This window comes from Cryobacterium glucosi (assembly GCF_004402235.1).
GTDB classification, from domain to species: domain Bacteria; phylum Actinomycetota; class Actinomycetes; order Actinomycetales; family Microbacteriaceae; genus Cryobacterium; species Cryobacterium glucosi.
Genome location: NZ_SOFS01000046.1, coordinates 30,806 through 53,340, shown reverse-complemented (window position 1 = coordinate 53,340; position 22,535 = coordinate 30,806). Strand labels below are relative to the sequence as shown.

The 22,535-nt window shown below is 62.1% G+C and carries 17 protein-coding genes and 1 pseudogene; 4 read left to right on the top strand and 14 right to left on the bottom strand.

What is annotated here, in order from left to right; genetic code table 11:
- Positions 1-1,226: hypothetical protein (locus tag E3O46_RS18115; protein WP_166791103.1), on the top strand; the 1,226-nt coding region annotated here is incomplete at its 5' end.
- A gap of 3 nt (positions 1,227-1,229) precedes the next feature.
- Here the strand turns inward: E3O46_RS18115 and E3O46_RS18110 are convergent.
- A complete protein-coding gene (locus E3O46_RS18110; protein WP_198413736.1) occupies positions 1,230-2,150 on the bottom strand; it encodes a hypothetical protein in 921 nt (306 codons plus the stop codon).
- Between the two features lie 385 nt (positions 2,151-2,535).
- Positions 2,536-3,126 (bottom strand): hypothetical protein, encoded by a 591-nt coding sequence (locus tag E3O46_RS18105; protein ID WP_241987466.1) that lies wholly within the window; start codon positions 3,124-3,126, stop codon positions 2,536-2,538.
- A gap of 154 nt (positions 3,127-3,280) precedes the next feature.
- On the opposite strand from E3O46_RS18105, the gene E3O46_RS18100 reads away from it, so the two are divergent.
- Complete coding sequence (locus E3O46_RS18100; protein WP_134562323.1) at positions 3,281-4,312, top strand: hypothetical protein; 1,032 nt, start codon at positions 3,281-3,283, stop codon at positions 4,310-4,312.
- A gap of 197 nt (positions 4,313-4,509) precedes the next feature.
- On the opposite strand, the gene E3O46_RS18095 is transcribed toward E3O46_RS18100, so the two are convergent.
- From E3O46_RS18095 to E3O46_RS18070, 6 genes and pseudogenes are all read right to left on the bottom strand, one after another.
- On the bottom strand, positions 4,510-5,388 hold the full coding sequence (locus E3O46_RS18095; protein ID WP_134562322.1) for a nucleotidyltransferase family protein: 879 nt from the start codon (positions 5,386-5,388) through the stop codon (positions 4,510-4,512).
- Complete coding sequence (locus E3O46_RS18090) at positions 5,385-6,023, bottom strand: hypothetical protein (RefSeq protein ID WP_134562320.1); 639 nt, start codon at positions 6,021-6,023, stop codon at positions 5,385-5,387. The genes E3O46_RS18095 and E3O46_RS18090 overlap by 4 nt, the downstream gene beginning before the upstream one ends.
- Positions 6,010-6,717, bottom strand: coding sequence for a hypothetical protein (locus E3O46_RS18085; RefSeq protein ID WP_134562318.1), 708 nt, complete (start codon positions 6,715-6,717; stop codon positions 6,010-6,012). The genes E3O46_RS18090 and E3O46_RS18085 overlap by 14 nt, the downstream gene beginning before the upstream one ends.
- A gap of 141 nt (positions 6,718-6,858) precedes the next feature.
- On the bottom strand, positions 6,859-8,127 hold the full coding sequence (locus tag E3O46_RS18080; protein ID WP_134562316.1) for a hypothetical protein: 1,269 nt from the start codon (positions 8,125-8,127) through the stop codon (positions 6,859-6,861).
- Positions 8,128-8,274: 147 nt separating this feature from the next.
- Positions 8,275-8,454, bottom strand: coding sequence for a hypothetical protein (locus E3O46_RS18075; protein WP_134562314.1), 180 nt, complete (start codon positions 8,452-8,454; stop codon positions 8,275-8,277).
- Between the two features lie 182 nt (positions 8,455-8,636).
- Positions 8,637-9,785 (bottom strand): annotated as a pseudogene (locus E3O46_RS18070) (IS3 family transposase).
- 164 nt (positions 9,786-9,949) lie between these two features.
- Here E3O46_RS18070 and E3O46_RS18065 point away from each other — a divergent pair.
- Positions 9,950-11,791 carry a hypothetical protein gene (locus tag E3O46_RS18065; protein ID WP_134562312.1) on the top strand — a complete coding sequence of 614 codons (1,842 nt, stop codon included), beginning with the start codon at positions 9,950-9,952 and terminating at the stop codon, positions 11,789-11,791.
- A 198-nt stretch (positions 11,792-11,989) separates the two neighbouring features.
- On the top strand, positions 11,990-12,568 hold the full coding sequence (locus tag E3O46_RS18060; protein WP_134562310.1) for a hypothetical protein: 579 nt from the start codon (positions 11,990-11,992) through the stop codon (positions 12,566-12,568).
- Positions 12,569-12,796: 228 nt separating this feature from the next.
- Here the strand turns inward: E3O46_RS18060 and E3O46_RS18055 are convergent, their stop codons facing one another.
- The 6 genes from E3O46_RS18055 to E3O46_RS18030 form a co-directional block, all read right to left on the bottom strand.
- Positions 12,797-13,822, bottom strand: a complete 1,026-nt coding sequence (locus E3O46_RS18055; protein ID WP_166791102.1) for a serine/threonine-protein kinase — start codon at positions 13,820-13,822, stop codon at positions 12,797-12,799.
- A gap of 10 nt (positions 13,823-13,832) precedes the next feature.
- On the bottom strand, positions 13,833-14,279 hold the full coding sequence (locus E3O46_RS18050; protein WP_134562306.1) for a hypothetical protein: 447 nt from the start codon (positions 14,277-14,279) through the stop codon (positions 13,833-13,835).
- Between the two features lie 85 nt (positions 14,280-14,364).
- On the bottom strand, positions 14,365-17,553 hold the full coding sequence (locus E3O46_RS18045; protein ID WP_134562304.1) for a type I restriction endonuclease subunit R: 3,189 nt from the start codon (positions 17,551-17,553) through the stop codon (positions 14,365-14,367).
- Complete coding sequence (locus tag E3O46_RS18040; protein WP_134562302.1) at positions 17,553-18,674, bottom strand: restriction endonuclease subunit S; 1,122 nt, start codon at positions 18,672-18,674, stop codon at positions 17,553-17,555. Before E3O46_RS18040 ends, E3O46_RS18045 begins: the two co-directional genes overlap by 1 nt.
- Entirely contained in the window at positions 18,671-20,287 is a 1,617-nt protein-coding gene (locus tag E3O46_RS18035) for a class I SAM-dependent DNA methyltransferase (RefSeq protein ID WP_134562300.1), read from the bottom strand. Before E3O46_RS18035 ends, E3O46_RS18040 begins: the two co-directional genes overlap by 4 nt.
- Positions 20,287-22,473: a hypothetical protein gene (locus tag E3O46_RS18030; protein ID WP_134562298.1), complete on the bottom strand. Its 2,187-nt coding sequence runs from the start codon at positions 22,471-22,473 to the stop codon at positions 20,287-20,289. Before E3O46_RS18030 ends, E3O46_RS18035 begins: the two co-directional genes overlap by 1 nt.
- Positions 22,474-22,535 lie beyond the last annotated feature (62 nt).

Here is a 22,535-nt window from a genome sequence, read left to right as displayed (position 1 = left end):
GTTCAGATCAGGAAGTGGGCAGATCTCATGGCCACCAGCGGGCAGTTCTACTGGCCGTCAGCGGGCAGTTCCATGGCCGCCTATGGGCAGCTTGTCATGGCCGCCGACAGCTGAAGAAGCCGGGACAGATTGAGTTGTATGTGAGCGCGCTTTCCGACGCTGGCAGGCTGGGTATTCATGTGCCGCAGGCGGACGAACGATTGCACCGACAGCGCGCGTTAAAAGCACGACGGGAGGGTCTCGTTCCCGAAGATATGCAGATTACGTTTCGCCGCAGGAGAGCCGGTGACAAGGATGAGCTGTGGACGACGTTGGGCAAGCTGCCGGCGTGGCAGGTGGAGGTATCCAAACCGGTTCGCGGGCATAGCCTCGCACCAGAACAGAGTGATGTAGTTCGGGCCTTGTCAGAGAGCTCGACGTTTCAAGTGACGGGAGAACCTCGCGATCGTGCGCTTCGGCTACTTGAAGCACTCGTGACCGGGGCTCGCGAGGATGGAATGACGGTCACCGCTGCAACAGCACGGGTGGTCCGCGGCACGAGCACAGCCTCGAGTCCGCTTCGCGACGAGCTCGTGTTCGCGGGCGAGGCTGGCGAAGTGCGATTGTGGATGACTCAAGCGCTGTTGCGCATCCCTCACGAGCCGACCGAACGGGAGCTCAACAGGGCACGGCAGGGCTACCTGTTCCCTGATCATGACGACGTCCGTGACAAATTTCTCGGTATCGCGCTCGATGGCCCTGGCGTTTTTTGGGGCAAAGAGTGGAGCGAGTCCGACGCGCATCGGCTCGAGGAAGACCTCGGGCAAGTCCTTGAAGAGATCCGTTTTCGCCACGGAGCACAGGTCGTATCTCGCGACGCCGAGTTGCGCAGGAGTGAAGCGAACCAACGACGGCGTGAAGAAGCTCAACGCGAGTGGGATATTGCACGAGACCGAGCCATCATCAGGTTCAAGGAGCAGCGCGTGATCGACGAGATGCTCGCCCAGGCTAGACAGTGGAACCAGATATCGGAGCTACGCCGATACGCAGAAGCAATCCGAAGTTGGGCTTCCCCTCTTGACCAGGAACGACGAACTAGGGCGCTCGCCTGGGCTGGACAGATCGAGAATCAGGCCGATGCAATGGATCCGCTCCACAAATCTGCCGCGCCACCGCCTTTGATTCCTGAACCGTCGCACACAGACCTGAAACCGTACATGGGTTCCCGTGGGCTGTTTCGCCCCTGAGCGTCAGTGGCCCCAGCGTCGCGGCGCCCGTTCGTAACGGACAGGGATCTCCGAGGGCTTCAACGGCCGGTCAACGATCGGACGAACACTCACGGGCGTGATCCGTTCTTCCTCATGAGTCCGCTCGATAATCTCAGCAACCGTCGAGTGGTCGTTGGCTTTGAGCTCGTCAATGAGGCGAACGATGAGGGAGTCGAGGCGGTGCACCTCAGCTTCCGCGGCGGCCAAGCGCTCGTGCATGGTCGCTGCGCGATGTCCGCACCAAGCGCGTAGTAGCTCATGAACCGGGCGAACGCTTTCGAGGTACCACTGGTACTCCCACTCGGGAGATGACGAAGCCGCTCGATTACCAGAGGAGACGAAATTGCGGCCATGTTTGGTCTTCTCGCGGTACTCACTTTCGTCAGATATCACCCAGTCGAGCACAGGCACTGGACGGATCCGGCACGCATACTCAGAGATCAAGAGCGTCCCCTCAAGCGAGAGCATTGTCACCCCACCGACTGTGAACGAATCGATCTGAGCAAGCAGGTCAGCCATAGGAAGCCCGATCAGCTTCGCCAACTGGGCAGGTTCGTGAACGGCGGTCGCATATCGGACCGGAGTCCACTCCCTTTGCGCGACCTCAATGGGGATCAGCAGAGAGAACACCCTTTCGGTGGCATCTTGCTCCGTCTCGGTCAGATCGAAATCGTTGATCCGCTGCCAGTTCGCCCAGAGCGCGTCGTATTCACGGACCCCCGACCAGGGTCCCCGAAGACGGCCGCCCGGGATGTTCTCCACCATTCCGGCTTGATCACCGTCAAGGTGTTCGATGTCATAACGAGGGTGATTCTTCTTGCCCGTGTCGATGGCGGTTATCTTCACCCGTTCTGACGGAGCGTAGTCACGCAAGCGGTAGATCTGTTCGTCACCGATGTCCATGTACACCCGACCCGTCGTTGTTCGTGGCTTCGCTCCCAGAGTAGGAGACTCGGCGAAAATGTGGGGCACTAATGTGACTGAGCCTCGGCTGCATCAGGGGTAGCACCCTGGTGATTCGGTTCACGGATGCCAAGCGTGTCATCGACCGCGGACAGAGTCATCTATTCAGGCAGGCATTCATAGAGGTGCCGAGCAGCACCTGCAGAATCTGCTGCAGTTGTCGGTCCAGACGTTAGCCGATCTTGACCTCGCGCCGCCATTCGGATCGTCCCCGTCTTCTGGTTGAACTCATTCAATCAGAGGGGGGGCAGACATCAGCCGGGACAGTGTGCGCGGCGCGCTTCGAACGCTGTGCATTCGCTCCGGCGGTTCTGCGCTCTCAGGTCTACTGCCATTCCGGCACGCCGGAGTGCCACGGGTGCTGAGGCGGGAGGCCTACATGCGGTTCTTGTGCTAAATCCCGGTACTCCGGTGGGAGAAGCACCGGCGCATCACGTGCGCTGGCGTTGAGAAGATCCCACCGATTCTCGTAGCGGCTCCAAACCGGGGCCAACACCCGTGCTCTCTCCACTGGCGCATTGCGTTTCCCCGGCTCCGCGGACGGGTCGGTGAGCCAGTTCATATGCGAGATCCACGCAGCGGCTGCGACATGGTCGCGCGGCACCACGAACGCGCGCGGTGACGTCACCAGATTGTCGGGAAGCATCACGAGTACGAACCATTCCCGGTCGGAAATCGAGGGCAGCTGAGCGTTGGGACCCAAAGGCCAGCTGACCTTGTCTCCGACACCACGCGCGGCCTTCACCTGAACCTCGATCATCCGCCGATCGCCTGTCGTCTGCACGGCGAGTATGTCCGTCCGCTCGAGGCCATCGCGCGTGAGCGCGACGCCCCAGCCAAGGAGGGAGAGCGCAGCGCAGGTCCAATGCTCGCCGGCCGACTTGCTCATTTTGGTGTCTACCATGTAGGTCAGCATGGCAGGGTTCCCAGGCCTAATCCGACAATGCTCAGCAGACCTGGACAGCTTTCGTGCACCCGGTCGTTTTGCATCGGCACGCTCGCTGGTTGCAGCGTATCGCCCCGTTCACTGACCCGCCCTGCTGACGTACGCGGCTCGATACACTGACTGCGTGCGAGATACCCGCCTTGACCCGCTGCCGTCCGAGCTTCGCCGCCGCCGTGAGCAAGCTGTCGCGGAACTGGAGACTGGCATCAGCTGGCTAGACGGATGTCCGACCCCGGTGGGTACCGAGGTTATGGCAGCACTGGAGACCTTCACGAACATGCCGAGACGGGTGCTCGACATGGCCGACAAGCGCCTAGGTGAACTCAACTCGAATGTGTGGGTGAGCGCGAACCGCCTGCGTGGCGAAGGTGACGACCACGAACGACTCGATGCTCTGGCCGCGGTTGTGAACGCGTTCCTCTGGCTCTCCGACCACGACGAGGAGTGGGAAGACTCGGGGTACGGCAACCGCCCCGATGTGGAGCCGGAGTACAACGTCGACGCTTTCATCGAGGTTGTCAACGACAGGTTGCTGCACGCCCGCGCCGACTGGCTTTTCGAAGACGGGCGATTCCAGGAGCGCGGAAACTACGTAATGCACTCCGAGGTCCTGCGGCCCGCGACCATCCTCCTCGGCGACGACCCCGTGTTCAACACAGCGTCCAACGCCTACCAGAGTGCGCTTACGCGACTCTCGAAGGGCGAGACGGATGTCGCGCTGACGCAGGCTGCCACCTCGCTTCAGGAGTTCTTCCGGGCACTCGGCGTCGAAGGGAACTCGGTTTCCGACCAGCTCGACAACGCACAACGCCAAAATGTCATCAGTCCCGCCGATCGCTCTCTCATGAAGCCCCTAATTGGTTGGGTAAACGCAGACCGGTCCGACCGTGGAAACGCCCACCGTCATCGCGAGGGCGATGTGACGAAGGCGGACGCCTGGCTCATGATGCACGTCGTCGGCGCGCTCATGGTGCGGCTATCGAACCGGGAGCCACGCGACATCGTGGCCGCGCGCGAAAGGCGCGAGGCCGACACGGCGGCTGCACGCGAAGATCGCGAGCGCCTCGAACGCGCGGCGCAGACAGCGGCAGTGCCGTTCCCAGAGCAGGACCCGTGGCAGCGATTCGGCCAGCATGGAGACGACACGCCGTTCTGAGTCATTTGTGGCTGCTGACAGACGGGTTGCTGCGATCACACTGTAACCGCACAGTCTCGGTCATTCGTGTTGTCCGGCGAAAATCGGAGGCAATGTGACGGTGACAAGTCGCCCACGACCTCGATGTCCAGTGGGACCTGCGACCGCTGCCGACCCGCTATCACCAGATATGACGGTGCCATCCGTTCTCACCGCGCTCAGCTCACAGCGCGCCGACGGTGCCTTTCGACGAGCTGGGACAACTGCATCGCACCCCAGTCGGTGTCAGCGGAGAAGGATGTTCCCGGCCGGAGAATCTGTGCGCGAAATGTTGCATCGTCGCGGATTTTCGCGGCGGCCCAGCGGTGGTTCCCGTCCACGAGAACTGTGCGGCCGTCAACCAGTTCAACAGCCAGCGGGCCCTCAGCACCCCAGGACGAAGGCTCTTTTGCGAACGTGCCCCCGCGGTCGGAGAGGTAGTGCTCTAGCGGCTCACTGCGCAAGACTCCCTGGATGCTTGCATCTATGACGCTAAGCGGCACGTCTTCTGGTGGGCCCAAGGTCAGAAGCCCGCGCCTCCACTCGCCGATCAGTGCCGTTGCCTGCGTATCGTCACCCTGCGAAGCCTGAGGAAGACCGAGTTCGATCGTGTCGATCACGAAAACCCCCTCGTCCGAGTCCCAGCGCCCCAGGCTTGCGACGTCAAAAGTGGGGTGCACGCCTTCGTACCCTTCTGAAGAGGACAACGCTGGCACTGCGTAGTCCGGCTCAGCTATGCCATGGGGAGAGCTTTGGGAGACGGTTTCGCTACGGAAGAGTTCGGCTTCGGCCAGAGCGACTGCTCGTGATCTGTGCAGGAACCCCGAGCTGTGGATTTCTGCAGGCGTCATGGAGACCAGGTCCACGACAGGCGCAAACGCCAACCCATCAAGGTCGAGGCGGAACGCCTTATAGTCCTCGAACGTTTCGTACACAGCGAGGACGTCAAGGTCGATCGGCGCTTCTGGCCCGTGCACCGTCGACCCAAAAACATAGAGTGCGAGGCGGGGATGCCGCCGAGCCACCTCCCTGAGCCCCGCTAACTCATCGACGATCATTGCCGAAGGCGCCGCAGGGTGTCCGCCCAGCGTAGGATCTCCACCCCTGCATCCTGGGCTGCGGCCATCGCATTCTTCGTTGGCCCAGCGTTGGGGTTCGTGGCGACGAAGATGTCAAACGGGGAGCATCGATCAATCGCGAAATGGACTGTGGTGACCTCAGCCTGGTAGGAGTCTTCGATGTAGAGCACTAGCTCCGGGAGGCCATCTGTGCGGGTGATGCGGAGTCTGCGGCTGTCTAGGTGAGAGACGGATTCCACATGCGAGTGGCGGAGTAGGCCTCGCATGACGAACGCGAGGTTCTCCGGAACATAGGTCTGTGGGTCATCGAGCCTGACGGCTCGCATACTATCCGCCAATCCTCCCCACGCGACCTCCTTCTCCAAGCAGAGATTAATCGCGTCGGCTTGGAAAATGCCGGTCCTTGGGATATTCACGATGAAGTCGACGTCACCACCGAGCAGATGCGCGATGTCGTCCGCGATCACGTTCTGTTTCTTGATCACCGCGAATCGGATGGGGCGTTGTTCGCGGCGCGTGATGCTGACGTAGTCACCGTCAGCTTCTGCGTCCACCACGACGCCGTCGTAAAGGGACTTGTACTTGTTCAGGACGAAGTCGTCAACTGTCCCCAAAGATGCCCTCCATCGCTTTGGGGAATAGTACCGTCTTCAGACCGCCTTCACCTTGGTGACGATAAGTGAGGCCGTCCACGTGGCTGCGGTACTCAGCGACGACCTCCTTCTCCGCCGGAGTAAGCAACTGAGTATTCGCGTCGATGATCCGGAGGATCCGTCGGTGATTAGGGATAACGGTCTCGACCATATCGTGCTGCCACATGGCGGCTTCCTCCGCCTCGGGATTGAAGCGATACTCGTTGTCAGGTCCGATGGTGCGATGAAGATAACGGTTCTGGGTCGCGTATGGCTCGATAGCTGTGCGCGCTTCCGCTCTCGATGCGAAGGATGCGATCCCCAAGGCAGCCTCTATTACTGCCAGCCGCCCTTCTTTCCACGCAAGAAGCATCTCAACTGGATGATCAATGGGCGCCTTGTCTGCGATCGTGTGGCAGTTGGCGCAAAGAAGAATCAGGTTATCCCACGCGCCTAGATCTGGTTCGTCCACACTCGCATCGCCGCGTGGGCCGTCACCGCTTGCGGCAATTACGTGGGCAATTTCGCCGAAGTGGGCTGAACTGCCGCTCTGTAAATCGACGAACAGCGCCTTCTGGCAAGTGGGACTCTGACAGTATCCCGCTGAGTCTGCCCAGAGCCGGAACCGCGTCGCCTGACTGGGGTTCGCCTTTCCACGTACACAAGAATCGCTCATTCTATGAGTATGCATGCCGGATGGCACCCTCACGCCAGGTAGCAGCTGATGATCAGTAGGCCGCTGCGGCCACCTGAAGGTTTAACAATCATGTGGGAGCGGCGGCTTCGTCACGACGGTGACGTTCAGTGGATGGACCAACTACATCCGGTAGTACTCATCAGGCTCGAAGCTCGATTTCCAGCCGCGATTCTTCGGGTGGGTGGATAGCCAACGCCCGAGTTCCGTAAGCGCTGAGTTGAGATCTTCGAGAAGCGCGACCTGACGGTGGACAAAAGTCTTGTCCGTGATGTTCGTCCGCAGCGCGTGGGCGGGCTTCTGACGCGCGCGACGAATCTCGCGCAGCGGTCGCATGAGGTCGGTGACGACGGCTTTGTCGATGCCTTTTCCCTCGATGAAGTTGGCTAGGCGGGTGAGCGTCCCCATCGCTTGGTCATGCGAGTCCTTGCGCGGTGTGCCGGCAGCGTCCAGCGCGTCGTGGCGGATGTTTTCCGAGAGGACTTTGTCGAGTTGCACGATGAACTCGTCCCATTCGCGTTGCGAAGGCCGAAGTATCCAACCGAAGTCCTGCGGTCGTTCCAGGTGTGTGAAGAGTGGCTGGCCGAATGCGCCCTGCCACAGCGCGTTCAAATTCTCGATCTCGAGAAAGAGATGGTCGAACGGCCCGATACCGTCGGCCCATTCGCCCATCTGAGTCATCCACCAAGCGGGGTGAGGGTTGAGTCCGTCTTCAGTGACCTGATAGGACAGCCAGCGCTGTTGATGCTCGGGAGTCAATTTGGCGAGATCGCCGTAGAAGGCCGCCACACGGCGCACGATCGGTGTGTTGACGTCCTTGCGTTCATAGCCCGACAGGTCGTACGCAAAGCCGAGGTGGCTAAGAGACACCTTGTCGCGCTCGAGCTCGCTCTCGTCGAGATAGGCCTCGTCGCCGATGCCCATCTCAACACCGAAGTCCCAGTATCGAAAGTGGTATCGCGGGTCGTTTCGATAAGGCTCCAGGACATCGGCGCAGAAGTACGCGAGCTCGAGGGTGCCGCGTCCCTTCGCCAGGGCGGCTGCAAAAGGCTGCCCCTTGAGCCGCGCTGGGACACGCACGCCTTTGAGTGCCAGCGGGGTCGGATAGAGGCATAGCCCGTACTCGGCAGTAGAGAGGTCCTCTAGCGATGCGATCTGGGACTCAGCCGTGCGGCGCGACGGCCAGGGCCGGATGTGTGGGTTCGGGTAGTCCACCTCCGAAACCATCACCTGAAGGTTCCCGCCGGCGACGAGTTCCTTCGCCTTGTCCACGACGTGCGGGTCAGCATCAGCGGGAAGGTAGAGGCCATTGAAGTCCCTGGACGTCAGGTACCGGTCCACGACCGACTTCGCGAGCGTGTTGGGCGTGAGATCGGACTTGCCTGCATTCATACGCACTCCAAGCATCGACATCGTTGCGTCAGTATCTTGCTCCCCGTCGATGCGAGTTGACGTCAGCAACACGGCGAGCGAGACATCAAGGACAGCATGAGAGTCATGCCTTACCCGCGGCAGGTACCCCGCCGCGATTGGAGGTGCTCAAAAGCTGCGACGCGGATGGCGCTTGACGCGCCTAGAGGCGAGCCCGAGTAGGAGCATGCCGGGCACGAGCAGGAACATCCATGGGTTGTCCACCATCGTCTGCCAACCCGCGTCAGCGACGAGAGCGGAGCCGTCGATAAAAGCCTGAAGAAAGAGCTGACCAAGATTGATGTCCATGGCAGAAGGTTAGACCCGACCTGCGACACTGCCCCGTCCTTCCGACGCCGGCATCGGGACAAGGAGAAAAGGGGCAAGTAAGCCCGCGCGATTCGCTCAGCACAGACCAACGCCATAGGCGAATGAAAGCCTGAACGTTTGGGACTGCTGTCGGTTTAGTTGACTCTCGCAGTTTGTAGTTTCTACGCCGCGTGAGCGGCAGGTTCAATCATCTCGAACTCGATCGGGGTGAGCCGGCCGAGTCCGCGTTGGCGACGCCTGCGGTGGTAGGTTCGTTCGATCCAGGTCACGATCTCGAGCCGCAGTTCTTGCCGGGTCTGCCACCGTTTCTTGTCGAGGACGTTCTTCTGCAGCAGGGCGAAGAACGACTCCATCGCGGCGTTATCGCCGCACGCGCCGACGCGGCCCATGGACCCGGTGATGCCCGCGTGGCGCAGCAGCTCAACGAACTTCCTCGACCGGAACTGCGACCCGCGATCGGAGTGCAGTGTGGTCCCGTCGATATCGCGGAGGGCGACCGCGTTTCGGAGGGCCGCGACGGCGAGGTCGGCGGTCATCCGGGAGTCGATCGAGTAGCCCACGATCCGGTTCGACCAGAGGTCCTTGATCGCGCAGAGATAGAGCTTGCCCTCGTCGGTCCAGTGCTCGGTGATATCGGTCAGCCAGAGCTGGTTCGCCCGTTAGCGGTGAACTGCCGTTGCACGAGATCGTCGTGGACGGGCGGTCCGGCTTCGCGGTTCAGGCCGCGTTTCTTGGAGAAATGCGACCAGATCCTCTGCTGGGAGCATAGCCGCCACACACGCCGCTCCGACGCTCTGATCCCGGACTCGGCCTCGATCTCGTCGGCGATGAACCGATACCCGAAACCCGGCTCGTCACCGTGGATGGCCAGGGCGGCGTTGATCAAGTGCGCGTTGTCCCAGTCGCGCTCGACACCGGAGCCCTCCGCCAGGTGAAATACGCCTGCTTGGAGAAGCCCAGCACCCGGCAGGTCACCGCGACCGGAATTCTCCGGTCGGCGGCCAACTCGTGGACCAGCGGGAACATCATTTTGGGAGCGACGCCTGAGACAGATACGCGGCAGCCCGGCGCAGGATCTCGTTCTCCGGCTCCAGCAGTCGAATCCGTTTCCTCGCCTCCCGCAGCTCGGCAGCATCGGCATGGGTGACGCCGGGTCGGTTGCCATCCTCAATATCGGCCAGTTTCAGCCAGCGTTGCAGACATGACTCCGAGATCCCGAAGTCTTTCGCGACCCGCGCGATTGGGACCTCGTTCTTCCGGGCGACGGCAACCACGTCACGACGGAACTCGATGGGGAAAGCTCTTGGCACGATGAACATCCTTCCGTGAGAACCGAAATCCTCACAAATCAGGAGTCAATCAAACCGACAGCAGTCCCCCTTGATCAGTTATTAATGTCACGGGATGAGATCGACCATGCGCAATACGGCAGAAAACTCTTCGGAAGCCCAAAACCGCCGCACACATACTCTTCATGACAAAGAACCGATTCAACGACAACTCCAAACCCAACCGCCGTGCCAGGACGCGAGCAATCATGTGTCCTGGCATCACCGCCACACCAGGCGACCCGGATTTCGGCGGCATGAGCGCATCCGAAGTCCAGAGCGGCGGTCGCACCGATCATGTCTTCACCTCGCAGCAGGTCGCCCTGGCCCACTCCCGGGTCCTCCAGATGGGCATCCTCGACAAGCTCACCGCCTGGCGATGCGAGGACATTCACACCACCTGTACGTGCGCACGCCCCAGCCTCATCTCTGACCACGCCATCCTGGTGGGGCTTCTCCTGCTGTCCAGCGAACATTGTCCGCTCCAGATCGGCTCACTGGCCGTGGTGTTCCAGAACCGCCTGACGATAGAGTCGCGCACGCTTCTGAACCTCTCCTACGTCGCACCGGCTTCCCTGGGTGATGCCCGGGAGGACAAGCGTTGGTACGGCGGCACCCACCGCGCGTTCCATCGCCTGCTCGCTCTGATGGATCCCTTCCCTCAGGAAAGGGACGCGGCGCGGACCTATACAGAGGTCCAAGCCGTTCTGGACGCGCACGACGCCGACCGAAAGAAGAAGATGAAGCTCCGACTGGACGAGTTCACGGAGGCGTTCCTGCACATGACATTCATGCAGCAGCCGCAGCACCTCCGCAGTGCCACCCGACACATCGACCTCGCCGTCGACCAGACATTCATCGCATCACCCACCCGAGGCGGCTACAACAAACGGAACCTGGCAAGAAACGTTGCGGACGAAATCGGCACCGAGCCGCGGTCCCTGGATCGCGAACCGATCGACGTGTTCGCCGGCTGGTGGGCGCGCCCCACGCCCAACAACCGGAGCGACTTTCGCTGGGGCTGGGCGGCCAATATCGCCGTACGCGTCGACTCGGAACGCCCCGGAGAATCCCGATTCCCGAAGCTGGCGATCAGTGCGACCCTGAGCATGCCGAACATCGGTGTGGACGAAGAAGCCGTCTCGCTGATGCGCTCGGCACTGGGCACCGGCCTCGCCCCCGGGATCGTTGACGCCGACAAAGGTTACTTCGCCAGTTCTCGTGTCGAACGCCTCCACGAGCCCACCTTCGACCTTGGCTTCACGCCCTCGACCGACTACCGCGTCGAGCGACTCGGGGTGCACGGCGTCCAGTCCGGAGCAACCTTTATCGAAGGCAAGGCGTACTGCCCCAGCATGCCCACGACGCTCCAAAACGCGTCCAAGGATCACGTCAACGGCGCCATCGACGCAGTGACATACGAACGTCTCATTCAGGCACGCGTTCCCTTCGAGCTTCGTCCCAAGGGCAAGCCCGATGACCAGGGCCGGATCCGCATGATGTGCCCCGCCGCCGGAGCCAGTCCGACCGTCGTCTGCCCCCTGCGGACGCTTCCAGCAGACCACATCAACTCGGCCAGCCCTCACGTCGCCAATGATGACCTCCCGGATTCTCCCGACAAGATCTGCACCCAGCAGTCTGTGACCTTTTACAAATACGACGGTGTGCGCGAGCGTCAGGCCATCACGTATGGGAGCACGGCGTGGCAGAAATTTCATGCCCACGCACGGAACTCCGCTGAAAGCCTGAACGCCAGTATCAATAGCCACGATTTCGAGAGCCTCGATGACGCCTCCCGCCGCACCGCGCGCGGATTCGCCGCAGCTCAAGTCTTCGTGACGATCCTGCTCACCAACTACAACCTCCGCACAATCGCCGCCTTCATGAACACCGAGACCTTCAGCCACGCTCAGACCACAAGCGCGGGGAAAACACCCGAGAAGGTCACTCCGCGGACAGCGCGGCGACCCGAACGACCAGCATTCTGAGGATGGTCCTGTCCAAAAGCAGAAGACGGACGCAGAAAGACGAACATGCGTCCGTGAACATCGGCGTCAATAGTGACAGCGACAGAATTGCGGCCGGGTCATCGACAACTCTCTCGCGGCGAATCCGCCCGCGCATGTACTCCTTGGAGCGGCCACCTGGACCTCCATCTCACACCTCAATCAAACCCCTGGAGAACCATGTACAACACCATTACCCCGCTGGCCCACCTCGACCTCAGCGAAATCACTGACTTGTTTGACGCGAAGACATCGCCCGACGACATCGCCCAGCACCTGACCGGCGCTCTGCAGCCATCCATGCCCGCCGGCGTCACGATCAACGTGTGGAGCGTAGATGGATACGAGACCGACCTGGAACTGAGGGACGGGATGACCGGCACCGAGGTATCCGCCCAGATCTCACTCCTCGATATGGACGTCGTACCTGGGGAATTGGTAGAACTGCTCAACGAGCTTGAGGTTGCTGCGGCGAGCGCTGCGACCGGATTGGTTCACGTTCCTTTCGCCAGGCGCAGCACGAAGCGCAACGCTCGCTCGGTCCTCCTTGCGCTGAGAATTCGCTTGGGCGATGGTGTTGCTTACCTGGGTTCGAAGAATGGTGTGGCGATTTACCGGCTGCCGGGCGCGTTTGTGGGTGCACCGATCTTCGCGATCGACATGCTGGCGGCGCACGCCTGGTCACGTTTCCTTGATGCCCAGTTCGGCGAGATCCCAGATATCCGGGGGTTCAACGAGTCATTCAGCAGTCTCATATAAGGGTCCCCGCCTCTGCGGATGCCGATGCGCACTGGGCGGCTCTAACCTTCCTGGACTACGGCAGCAGCGTCCAGAGCCCGGCCTTCGGCGATGCACACGTACTCGAGGCTCAATTTGCGTATTTGCGATCGGACTAGGTCCTCGATATCTTCGGTCGCCGGGTGCGCGACACCAATGAACCCGGTGCGGCAGAGCGGTCCCAATAGATGTGGACGCGCAGGACCGAGTTCAAGAACCGGTCGCGGCGAGGCGTCCAAGGACTTGTTCGGCATAGTTGAGCGCCTCACCTGACGATGCGAAGACCTTCGAGTCTGAACCGACATTGCGCCAGTTTCGCCCCGACAAGCGCCGTTCAAGAGTGAAGCGGTCTGCCCCGCGTGATGGGAGGCATTCTGCTCGCCACGAGGTGCCGTTCCGAGGTGAGAACCCATCCCAGGAATGCGCATGGTCGCCCTGAGCCCATGACACGAGCGGGCGGGCTTTCTCCAAGGCGTGTCGAAAATCTGCGGCACTTTGATATCGCTCTCCAGGCTTCACATTGAGCGCCTTTCGAATCGTCTTCCTCAATGCAGGGTGAATTTGCGGCAGCCATCGATTCCGCACCGGATAAGTCCCCGCCGCAATCGCCGCTAGGAGTTCAGCCGTGGACACAAAGGATTGCTTGAACATCGAGTCGCCATTGAGGAGCCTGAATGCGGTGATTCCCAGGCCGTAGACGTCGCCCACGGGCGTGGTGATTCCGCCAGCAGTCCCAACTGCTTCCGGAGGCAAGTGCACCATATAGTTCCAGGGCGGCACGCCTTCGGTTGCGCCTCGCTGGCATGAGAGTCCAAAGTCGCTGACCTTCGCCACGCCGTTTTCGTCGAGCATGAGGTTCGCTGGTTTGATGTCGCGGTGCAAGAGTCCGCAGGCGTGTAGGTGTTCTACCCCGCGGCAGGCTTCTTCAATTAACCGGACTGCGTCGCCCACTGCCACGGCCGCTCCGTGGTATTTGTCCTCAACACTGCCATTGGGTAGGTACTCCATGCGTATGACGGGAGCGCCTCTGACTTCATCCGCGGAATACACTGCGACGACATTGGGGTGTTGGGCTATCACCATCGCCTGCGCCTCGGCGTGAACGTCCGCACCAGGTGTGAGCCCGGCCGCATTGAGATATTTGGTTGCGCATTGACGGCCGAGGGCGTCGTCAAACTCCAACCAAACCTCGCCGAAAGAACCGGCTCCCAACCGTCGAATCGATGTATATGACACGTGGTCGCCGTTAGATCGGGAATTGCGCGATAGCGACCACGAGCTGATCACGCCGAGTCTTCGCCGACGAGGACACGCAAGGCAACGATTCGATGACGGCGTCGGCGATTGGTTTGGTCTTGCCGAACGCGCTTCGTACGGTCGCGCTCTTGTAGCCCTTCATCGGCACGTGGAGGTCCGCCAACGTGGCCTGAGTGACTCCGTCCATTTCCGCTCGGCCGAAGTTTGCAGTGCCGGTTCGTCCGGCCTCGGCCAACCTCAATGACGCGTAGTCCACATCCTGCCGCTCTAGTACTTCGATGAGTTCTCGCCGCAACCAGGAGAGCTGCTCTGGACGAGTTCCAGACGGCGCGGAGACCTCCTTGAAGTCCAGCACGGTCGCATCTTCCCGGGCTTCCCCCTCCACGATTACCCAGCCGAAAGTATCCTTGCCGTTCTTGATGCCAATGACCTTCAAAACTCGGCGCTCATTTCGTCGTTTCGTGGCTGCGGTCGAGGTCGACCGCCGCGGTTGTCGGATTGAGTCGTTCGACGATGCCCACCTAGGCTGCCCGCTCTTCGCTGTATCGGGGCGCCATGGACTCCATCTGCTCCATCACGAGCTTGATGGCCACGGGCTGGCGATCCGGCGGATACCCGTACTTCACAAGCAGTCGTTTGATCGAGGATCGTAGCTTGGCTTTTACGTCGTCACGCACAGTCCAGTCGGTACGCACGTCGCGGCGCATCACTGCGACCAGTTCTCGAGCGATCTCTGCCAATACGCTCTCGCCCTGCAGCTCGACAGCCGACTCGTTCTCCGCCACAGCGTCGTAGAACGCGAGCTCATCGTGGCTCAGCGGAGGCGCGAATCCGGCCCCGCGGTTCGCCTCTGCTGCGACCTCACGGGCTAGGGCAACGAGCTCGGCGATGACCTCCGCTGAAGTCAGCTGCTGGTTCGTGTACTTGTTCATCAGTTCGGAGATCCGGTCCGAGAAGGCGCGCTGGCGCACGAGGTTGTTGCGTGTGGAGCGCGCGGACTCCTCAGTGAGCAGCTTCCGCAGCGCCTCGATGGCAAGCTGCGGGTTGCGGGCCTGCTGCGTCTTCGCGATGAACGCCGGGCTGAGATCGTCCAGGGTCGGCTTCGGCATGCCGGCGGCCTCGTAGATGTCGAGCACCCCTCCCGATGACGTGGCGGATGCGATCAGCTCACCGAGCAGACGCTGAACGTCCTCGGGCACAGGCTCTCCCCTGGCCTGTCGGTCGGCGGCGTCGAACTTCGCCATCCACACCCGCACCTCTTCGTACAGTTGGATTTCAGGCCGGCGCTCCTCGAGCTCCTGGGAGCCGGCGCCCGAGCAGAGCGCCCACGCCCGGGAGAGCTGCCCCGAGTAGCGTCGGTACGCGGCCGCAAGAGTCTCAGTTCCCTCCTCGACTTGGTTGCCCGGCGTCGCCGGATCACGCAGATAGTTCACCGACCCGGTCACCGCATGCAGGTATCGCTTCGGCCCGCCCTTGGCCAGGTCGGCCTTCCAGTCGTACCCGGTGAGCATTTCCCGCAGCGTGTCCACGAGCGACACCGTGAGCACGATGGCATCGTCGACGTCGCGCCCGATGGGCTTCCGATCCTGATCGGTCTTCGTGTATTCGCCTAGCGCCTTGGCGAGGTTGTCGGCGAGCGGCGCGTAGGCGACAAGCAGCCCGTCTTCCTTGCCGCGGAACGTGCGGTTCACCCGGGCGAGCGTCTGCATCAGCAGCGCACCCTTCAGCGGTCTGTCCAGGTAGAGAGTGTGCAGTGGCGGCGAGTCGTAGCCGGTGAGCATCATGTCTTTCACGATCACCAGCTGGAGCTCATCGTCGACGTCTTTGAGCCGTGCCTTGATGACGGCATTGGCTGAATCGCGGCGCACGTGGTCGATGACGGGCGGCTTGTCGGATGCCGTGCCCGAATAGACGACCTTGATGACGCCCCTGTCGAGGTCATTGGAGTGCCAGTCGGGTCGCAACGCCACGATCGCCGAGTACAGGTTCGCGCAGATCTCGCGCGTTCCACCCACGATCATGGCCTTGCCGGGCGACTCGATGAACTTTGTCATCTGGCCCCGCCGATTCTCCCAGTGCGCCACGATGTCCTCGGCGAGGGCGGCGATGCGCTCTGGTGCGCCGTAGACGGCGTTGACCACGGCGACGGATGCCTCGATCCGCGCCCGTTCGGTGTCGTCGAGTCCCACGGTGGCCTCGTCAGCGGCCTTGTCGAGAATCTCGTCCGTGACCGCCGTGGCCAGGTTCACCTTGATCAGACGCGGCTCGAAATACACCGGCACGGTGGCGCCGTCATCGACGGCACGGGAGAGGTCGTAGATGTCGATGTATTCGCCAAATACCTCGCGGGTATTGCGGTCGTCGAAGGAAATGGGCGTGCCTGTGAAGGCGATGAGGGTGGCGTGCGGCAGTGCGTCGCGGAGGTGGCGAGCGTAGCCGTCGAGGTCGTCGTAGTGGCTGCGGTGCGCCTCGTCGACGACGACGATGATGTTGCGCCGGTCCGAGAGCAGCGGATGCTCAGCGCCGGCCTGCTTCTCAGCCTCGCTCCGCCCGAACTTCTGCAGCGTGGTGAAGTAGATGCCGCCGGTCGTGCGGTTGCTGAGCTCGTCGCGCAGCTCGCTGCGGCGCTTGATCTGCCGCGGCTTCTCAGGCAGCAGCAGGCTCGCCGCAAACGTCTCGTAGAGCTGTCCGTCGAGCTCGTTGCGGTCGGTGATCACCACGACCGTAGGGTTTTTGAGCTTCGGATGCCGCGACACCAGGTTGGTGTAGAGCTCCATCTCCATTGACTTGCCTGAGCCCTGTGTGTGCCACACCACGCCGGCCTTGCCGTTGCTCTCCACCGCCTGAACTGTGCTGCCCACGGCCTTGGTGACGGCGAAATACTGGTGAGGTTTGGCTATGCGCTTGGCGAGGCCATCGGCCCCCTCATCAAACGCGGTAAAGGACCGCAACAGTTGAAGGAACCGTTCCTGGTTGTACAGACCGACCAGCGCGATCTCCATGCCGGTGGTCGCGTCCCAGTCGTTCGTGTCACCCGGCTTCACCGGGATACCGTCGTCGTCGACGTTCCACGGTGAGAAGTGGTTGAGTGGCGTGAACGGGGTACCGTACTTGGCTAAGATCCCGTCGCTGGCGAGCGTGAACACGCAGAACCGGAATGCCATCGGGAACTCGCGCAGGTACGTCTGCAGCTGGGCGTGCGCCGCGGCGACATCGGCCGTCTCGCTGCCGGCCTTCTTGAGCTCCACGATGCTCACCGGCATGCCGTTGCAGTACAGCACGAGATCGAAGCGCCGTTTGAAGTCGCCGCGGATGAGCGTGACCTGGTTCACCGCGAGCCAGTCGTTCTCCGACGGCTCGGCGCTAACCAGACGAATGCTCGGATTCACCTCGGCGCCATCGTCGGCGATATAGCTCAGCCGGAACCCGTCGATCAGGTAGTCATGGATGCGCTGATTCTCGGTGATCGCGTCCTGCGACTTCGGCGAGGCGATCTCGGCGAGCGCCTGCTGCACGTACTCCACCGGAACCGTCGGATTCAGCCGCCGGAGCGCGTCCCGCAGCCTCGGACGGATGAGCAGCTCATCCCAGCTGTCTCGCTCCCCGCTGCCCGGTGCGAGCTGCTCACCCGTCTTCGGCTGCCAGCCCAGCGGTTCGCTCAGCAGCTCGAGCGCCACCTGCTCCCACTCCGCTTCCGAAAATCCCGCCATCAGAGCACCCCCTCAAGTGCTTTCTCTGCATCCCTAACCCGAAGCTTGCCAGACATGAGCTGCGGGAGGAGTGCATCCCTGGTTACGGCGAGAGTGCGGTTCTCCTGCAATGCAGAAGACGCAGCGGCATGCAAGCTGTCGACACGTACGCCGAATTCGCGCATTGCCGAATCCTCAGCCAAGCGAAGATTGAGCTTTCGGAAGTTACCGCGGCTGAGCTCGAGGAAGGTTGCGCCGTTGGCCAGCGAAATAAACTCTTCAACCCGCGACCGCATCTCGTGAAACAACCACCATTTGAGCGCGGCCTCCTTCGGCTGCACAACGATAAACCCCTGATTAACGGAGGTAGTGAGTTGCGCGACCGCAAAAGCCCCGATAGTTGCCCGCGAGGTCATGAGAATCGCGCCAGGCTCAAACAATCCCGATGAACAAGCACTGAGCCCCTCCTTTGTGATTCGACGACTGGTCTCCCAGAGGTATGGTCCGACTAGGCACGTGACGTCCGTGGGCGTTGCCCAGTTCACGTCCCCGTCCCAGTACTCAGCGACCTTTGTGCTCGGTGTACCCCCACCGCTCACTTTCGCCAGGTCGTCAAAGGTCCTGTCTGACCATGAAGCACCACGGAGCTCGTCGTTGAAAAGGACCGATGCCAAGTCTGCGGACAACTGAGCCAGCTTAGTGTTGGCGTTGATTTTGTCGGAGAGCGCCCCCAACACCTCTGAAATCGCCCGCTGGGTCTGCAAAGGGGGCACGCGAACTGACACTTTGGCAATGTAGTTCCGATTGAGCATAGGCTGCACGGAACCAGAATCGTACCCAGTGAGATCGAGCGATTCAAACAGGTGAAAGACCCACTTTGGCTCGTTTCCAAGGAAGTCAGCCACGTACAACGTTGTGTTCAACGGCCAGTAGTCCGTATCTGACCACGTTGGCTCGCCCAGGTTCGTTGCTCGCCCGATCACCATGCCTGGGCCCTTAATGGGACCCTCGTCGTGCCATCCCGCCGTTGCGCCCGATGTCAGAACGGGAAACTGGCCAGGCCTCCGTGATTGTTGCGGCAGGTCAAAACCACGACGAAGATTGACTACCTGGTCAAGAGTCTTGACTTCCCAGTCAGTCACGACACTCTCCGAAGCTGCTCGCGCACGACTCCGGCGAGTCGCTCCGACTCCAAGAACTGGACGTAGAGATCGTCGGTGAGTCTTGCAATCTTCTCCTCGATGGGCTCCCCATCGTCCTCAACATCTGCCGCACCAACGTAACGGCCGGGGGTGAGCGCATAGTCCGCCGCCTTGATTTGAGTCAGTGAAACAGAACAGGCGAAGCCGGGCTCGTCTATGTAAGTCAACGCAGCATCCCTCGCCGACGAGGTACCGCGCCACGCGTGGTAAGTGCCGGCGATCTTGGCGATGTCCTCTTCGGAGAGTGCACGCTCAGCGCGGTCGACCATGTAGCCGAGATTTCGTGCATCGATGAAGAGCACCTGGCCTGTGCGGTCGACGCTGCCCTGCTCGCCGGCAGTCTTGTCCTTGGCGAAGAACCATGTACAGACTGGGATACCCGTGCTACGGAATAGCTGGGTGGGCAGCGCGATCATGCATGAGACGAGGTCCGCCTCAACGAGTTGGGCCCGAATCTCGCCCTCCCCGCCGGAGTTCGACGACATCGAACCGTTTGCCATCACCACACCGGCGCTGCCGCCGGGGGCGAGTTTGGAGATGATGTGCTGGATCCAGGCGTAGTTGGCGTTGCCGGCCGGGGGCACGCCGTACTTCCAACGGGGGTCGCTCTCGCTCCGGGCCCAGTCCTTGATGTTAAAGGGCGGATTGGCGAGCACGTAGTCGGCCTGCATGTCGGGGTGCTGGTCGCGGGCGAATGTGTCACCCCAGCGGCCAGCGAGGTTTCCATTGAGACCGTGGATGGCGAGGTTCATCTTGGCCATCCGCCAAGTACGCTCGTTAAGCTCCTGACCGTAGACAGAAATGTTCGAGCCCTCCCTGTGGTGCGACTCGAGAAACTTCTCGGTTTGCACGAACATGCCGCCGGAGCCGCAGCACGGGTCGTACACGCGGCCGTGCGTGGGTTCGAGGACTTCTACGAGCACGCGGACTACGCCTGCGGGCGTGTAGAACTCACCACCACGCTTGCCTTCGGCATGGGCGAACTTCTCCAGGAAATATTCGTACACCTCGCCCAGAATGTCTCGGGCTTTTGTGGCGCCCTGGCCGGTGAATCGAGCCGAGTTAAGCAGGTCGAGAAGTTCGCCGAGACGTCGTTGATCGATGTTGTCGCGGTTGTAGATGCGCGGGAGTGACCCGGCGAGGGTCGGGTTGTCGGCGGAGATCACGTCCATCGCCTCGTCGATGAGCAGTCCAATTGACCTCGGTGCCTCTCCTTGGGTGGCTGGCAGGCCCTTCGCGTTCTCGGCGAGGTAGTTCCAGCGGGCGCGGGCGCCGACCCAGAAGACGCCCTGACCGGTGTACTCATCGACGTCGTCGATGAGCTGGCCGATCTGGTCCTCGTTCTGGCCATCGGCCTCCAGTTCGGTGCGGATCTGCTCACGGCGCTCATCGAAGGCGTCGGAGACGTATTTGAGGAAAACAAGGCCAAGGATGACGTCCTTGTATTGCGAGGCATCCATGGAGCCCCGAAGTTTGTCGGCGGCCTTCCAGAGGGTGTCCTTGAGTTCCTTCATGGTCGACGGCAGCGCGGCGACTTTGACTTTCGGTGGCATTAGGGGGTTCCTTCCGATGGAGCAAGTGTTGGTGAAATCTGCGGGCCTGCGGCCTGAGAAAACGTGAGGGTTCCAGCGGTGACGCCGGCCATGACTAGGTCGGTCAGTTCATCGAGCTGCGCGAGGCGTCGCTGGGCGTGCTGCTGCTCCAACCGTACCGACGCGAGGGCGCCAGCGAGGGCAGTGCGCTGCGCGTCTGGTATCTGGCGCGGTCGCCATCGGCGCCAGCGCCTGTCCCCTGCGGGCAATGCTGCGATGTCAGCGGCGAGCACCGCACTCAGCAGCCCGTTCGGGTTGCCGGGGTTGATGCGCAGGATCCGGGCAGGGAAGAGAACAACGGAGGTGCCGTCCTCGTCCACGATGGCGGCGAGGCTCGGGGCCGTGCAGAAGATCACGTCGCCCGGTTCCGTCACGCGGCCGGCGGGATACCCGGTAGCGAAGAGTAATGGGTCGATCCGACGGTCCCCGACTGTCACGTCACCGCAGACTTCCGGTGGGCCGATCACACGGATGCCCGTCGAGCGAGTGCCCATGGCTGGAGTACCAGGGGCGCCCCGAGGGGCCACGTCAAGGTCAGCGATATCGATACGGTTGCCCGGAAAGTAGCGGAGATGCCGATTTGCGAGTAATTGCTCGACTGATGCCGTCGGTGGCTGCGTTGTGGAGCTGGAAGGGTTGTCGGAGCTGACTGGTTGGAGCGTGATCGCGAAACCGACGGGGCTGAAGGGCGCATCCGAGGCATTCGCCGCTGCTCTGCCGGGCGGTAACGCAGGTACCGGATCGTTCAGCGCACGAATGAGCTCGTCGACGCGCAGGGCCAGTTCAGTACCCTGCGCGCTGCTCGCCGCGCGAGCGGTGCTGTGCGCGCCGGCGACCAGGGAGTCGCGGCTCGCGAGCAGGCTGCGGGTAAGCACGAGGCGGGCGAAGCGGAAGGCATGGGCGCGCACAGTGGCGCGGTCGCCGAGGGATGCGACGAGGTCGCTGACTAGGTCCTCGATGGCTGTTGGATTGAGTCGCTGGGCTGAGAGGTCGGCGACCATGGTCCAGCGATCGACCAGTGGAACGCGGGCATGGGCGGCACCCAGTACCCACAGGGTCTGCACCCGCTGCGGTTTATACGTGAGGAGCCCGGCCGGTAGCCGCACGATGGCACGAACGCGTCCGGAACGCAGCAGGGACGACCGCACGGCGTCGGTGTCACGGGAGAGGCCGGAGTCGCTCAACACTGCGCTCGGCGCCAGGACGACCGCGAGCTGGTCATCGTCCATCTGCAGCACGATCTGTTCGATCGCGGAGAGCATGCCCGCTGCGCTCATCCAGGGCTCCGTCGCAGGGGGCAGCTGGGCGACATGCACGGCGCGGCCGGTCACGGAGAAGGCTCCCGACGATTGGACCTCGAGCCCGTCCCGGGCGATTCGGTGCACGAGAAGCCGTCGGCGCACCATCCGCGCGGTGTCACTATCGTCGTTCGCAGTGACAACGGTCAGGTCACCAGATGCGTATTCAGTGTGGGCGATGGCAAGGAGCACGTCGCTTGCACCGCCGGTCGCGTCGACAAACACTGATTCGCTGGGCTGGGTTCCTGCGAGGGCGTGGGCGGTGCGAGCAATCAGGTTTAGTCCCTCGTCGCTCAAAGTGGTGCCGCTGGCACCCTGGGGCTCGCGCTTGAACTGATCCGCGAGGAGCCGCTCGAACGCTTCCGCCTCGCCATATGCAGCCTCGACAAGTGCGTCGACATATCCGACAAGGCCAGCGGATGCCGCGCCGATCGCCTCGATCTCGCGGTAGAACGCGTCATCGTCTGGGTCGTGTTCATCGGCGGCATCGACAAGGTCGGAACCCGAGAGCGTACCCAGAGGCCGACCGATCACACTGCGGAGGGCGAGGAGTGCCGTTACCGTGTGGAAGGTGTCGGCCTGGGTGCGCGTCTGGCCGTCCAGGACCGCGTGCGCCGCGGCATCCGCTGACGCCTGGGGATTGTTGCCGTGGCCGGTATCGCTGAGCCAAGCGCCGACCGCGGTAGCGTCGAACAACTCGCGACCGTTTCGCAGGGCAGCAGGGGCCGGGAACGGTGTGTCCGTCAGCGCGGACCGGCTGCGCCAGACCGAGACGACGGGACGCTGCACCCGGGCGAGGGCTGCGATGTCGGACATCGACATCAGAAGTGCCGGTTCGGCGATGCTCATGTGCGATTCCCCCTTCATCGTCTGTTGCTGGCGTGAGTTCAGGCTAGGCCAAAATTCGCCGT

Coding starts and splice junctions, on each gene's coding strand:
- E3O46_RS18095 (WP_134562322.1), bottom strand. CDS start 5,388: ATGATCGTCGATGAGTTAGCGGGGCTCAGGGAGGTGGCTCGGCGGCAT.
- E3O46_RS18030 (WP_134562298.1), bottom strand. CDS start 22,473: ATGAGCATCGCCGAACCGGCACTTCTGATGTCGATGTCCGACATCGCA.
- E3O46_RS18085 (WP_134562318.1), bottom strand. CDS start 6,717: ATGAGCGATTCTTGTGTACGTGGAAAGGCGAACCCCAGTCAGGCGACG.
- E3O46_RS18075 (WP_134562314.1), bottom strand. CDS start 8,454: ATGGACATCAATCTTGGTCAGCTCTTTCTTCAGGCTTTTATCGACGGC.
- E3O46_RS18110 (WP_198413736.1), bottom strand. CDS start 2,150: ATGGACATCGGTGACGAACAGATCTACCGCTTGCGTGACTACGCTCCG.
- E3O46_RS18065 (WP_134562312.1), top strand. CDS start 9,950: ATGACAAAGAACCGATTCAACGACAACTCCAAACCCAACCGCCGTGCC.
- E3O46_RS18080 (WP_134562316.1), bottom strand. CDS start 8,127: ATGAATGCAGGCAAGTCCGATCTCACGCCCAACACGCTCGCGAAGTCG.
- E3O46_RS18045 (WP_134562304.1), bottom strand. CDS start 17,553: ATGGCGGGATTTTCGGAAGCGGAGTGGGAGCAGGTGGCGCTCGAGCTG.
- E3O46_RS18105 (WP_241987466.1), bottom strand. CDS start 3,126: ATGCTGACCTACATGGTAGACACCAAAATGAGCAAGTCGGCCGGCGAG.
- E3O46_RS18060 (WP_134562310.1), top strand. CDS start 11,990: ATGTACAACACCATTACCCCGCTGGCCCACCTCGACCTCAGCGAAATC.
- E3O46_RS18035 (WP_134562300.1), bottom strand. CDS start 20,287: ATGCCACCGAAAGTCAAAGTCGCCGCGCTGCCGTCGACCATGAAGGAA.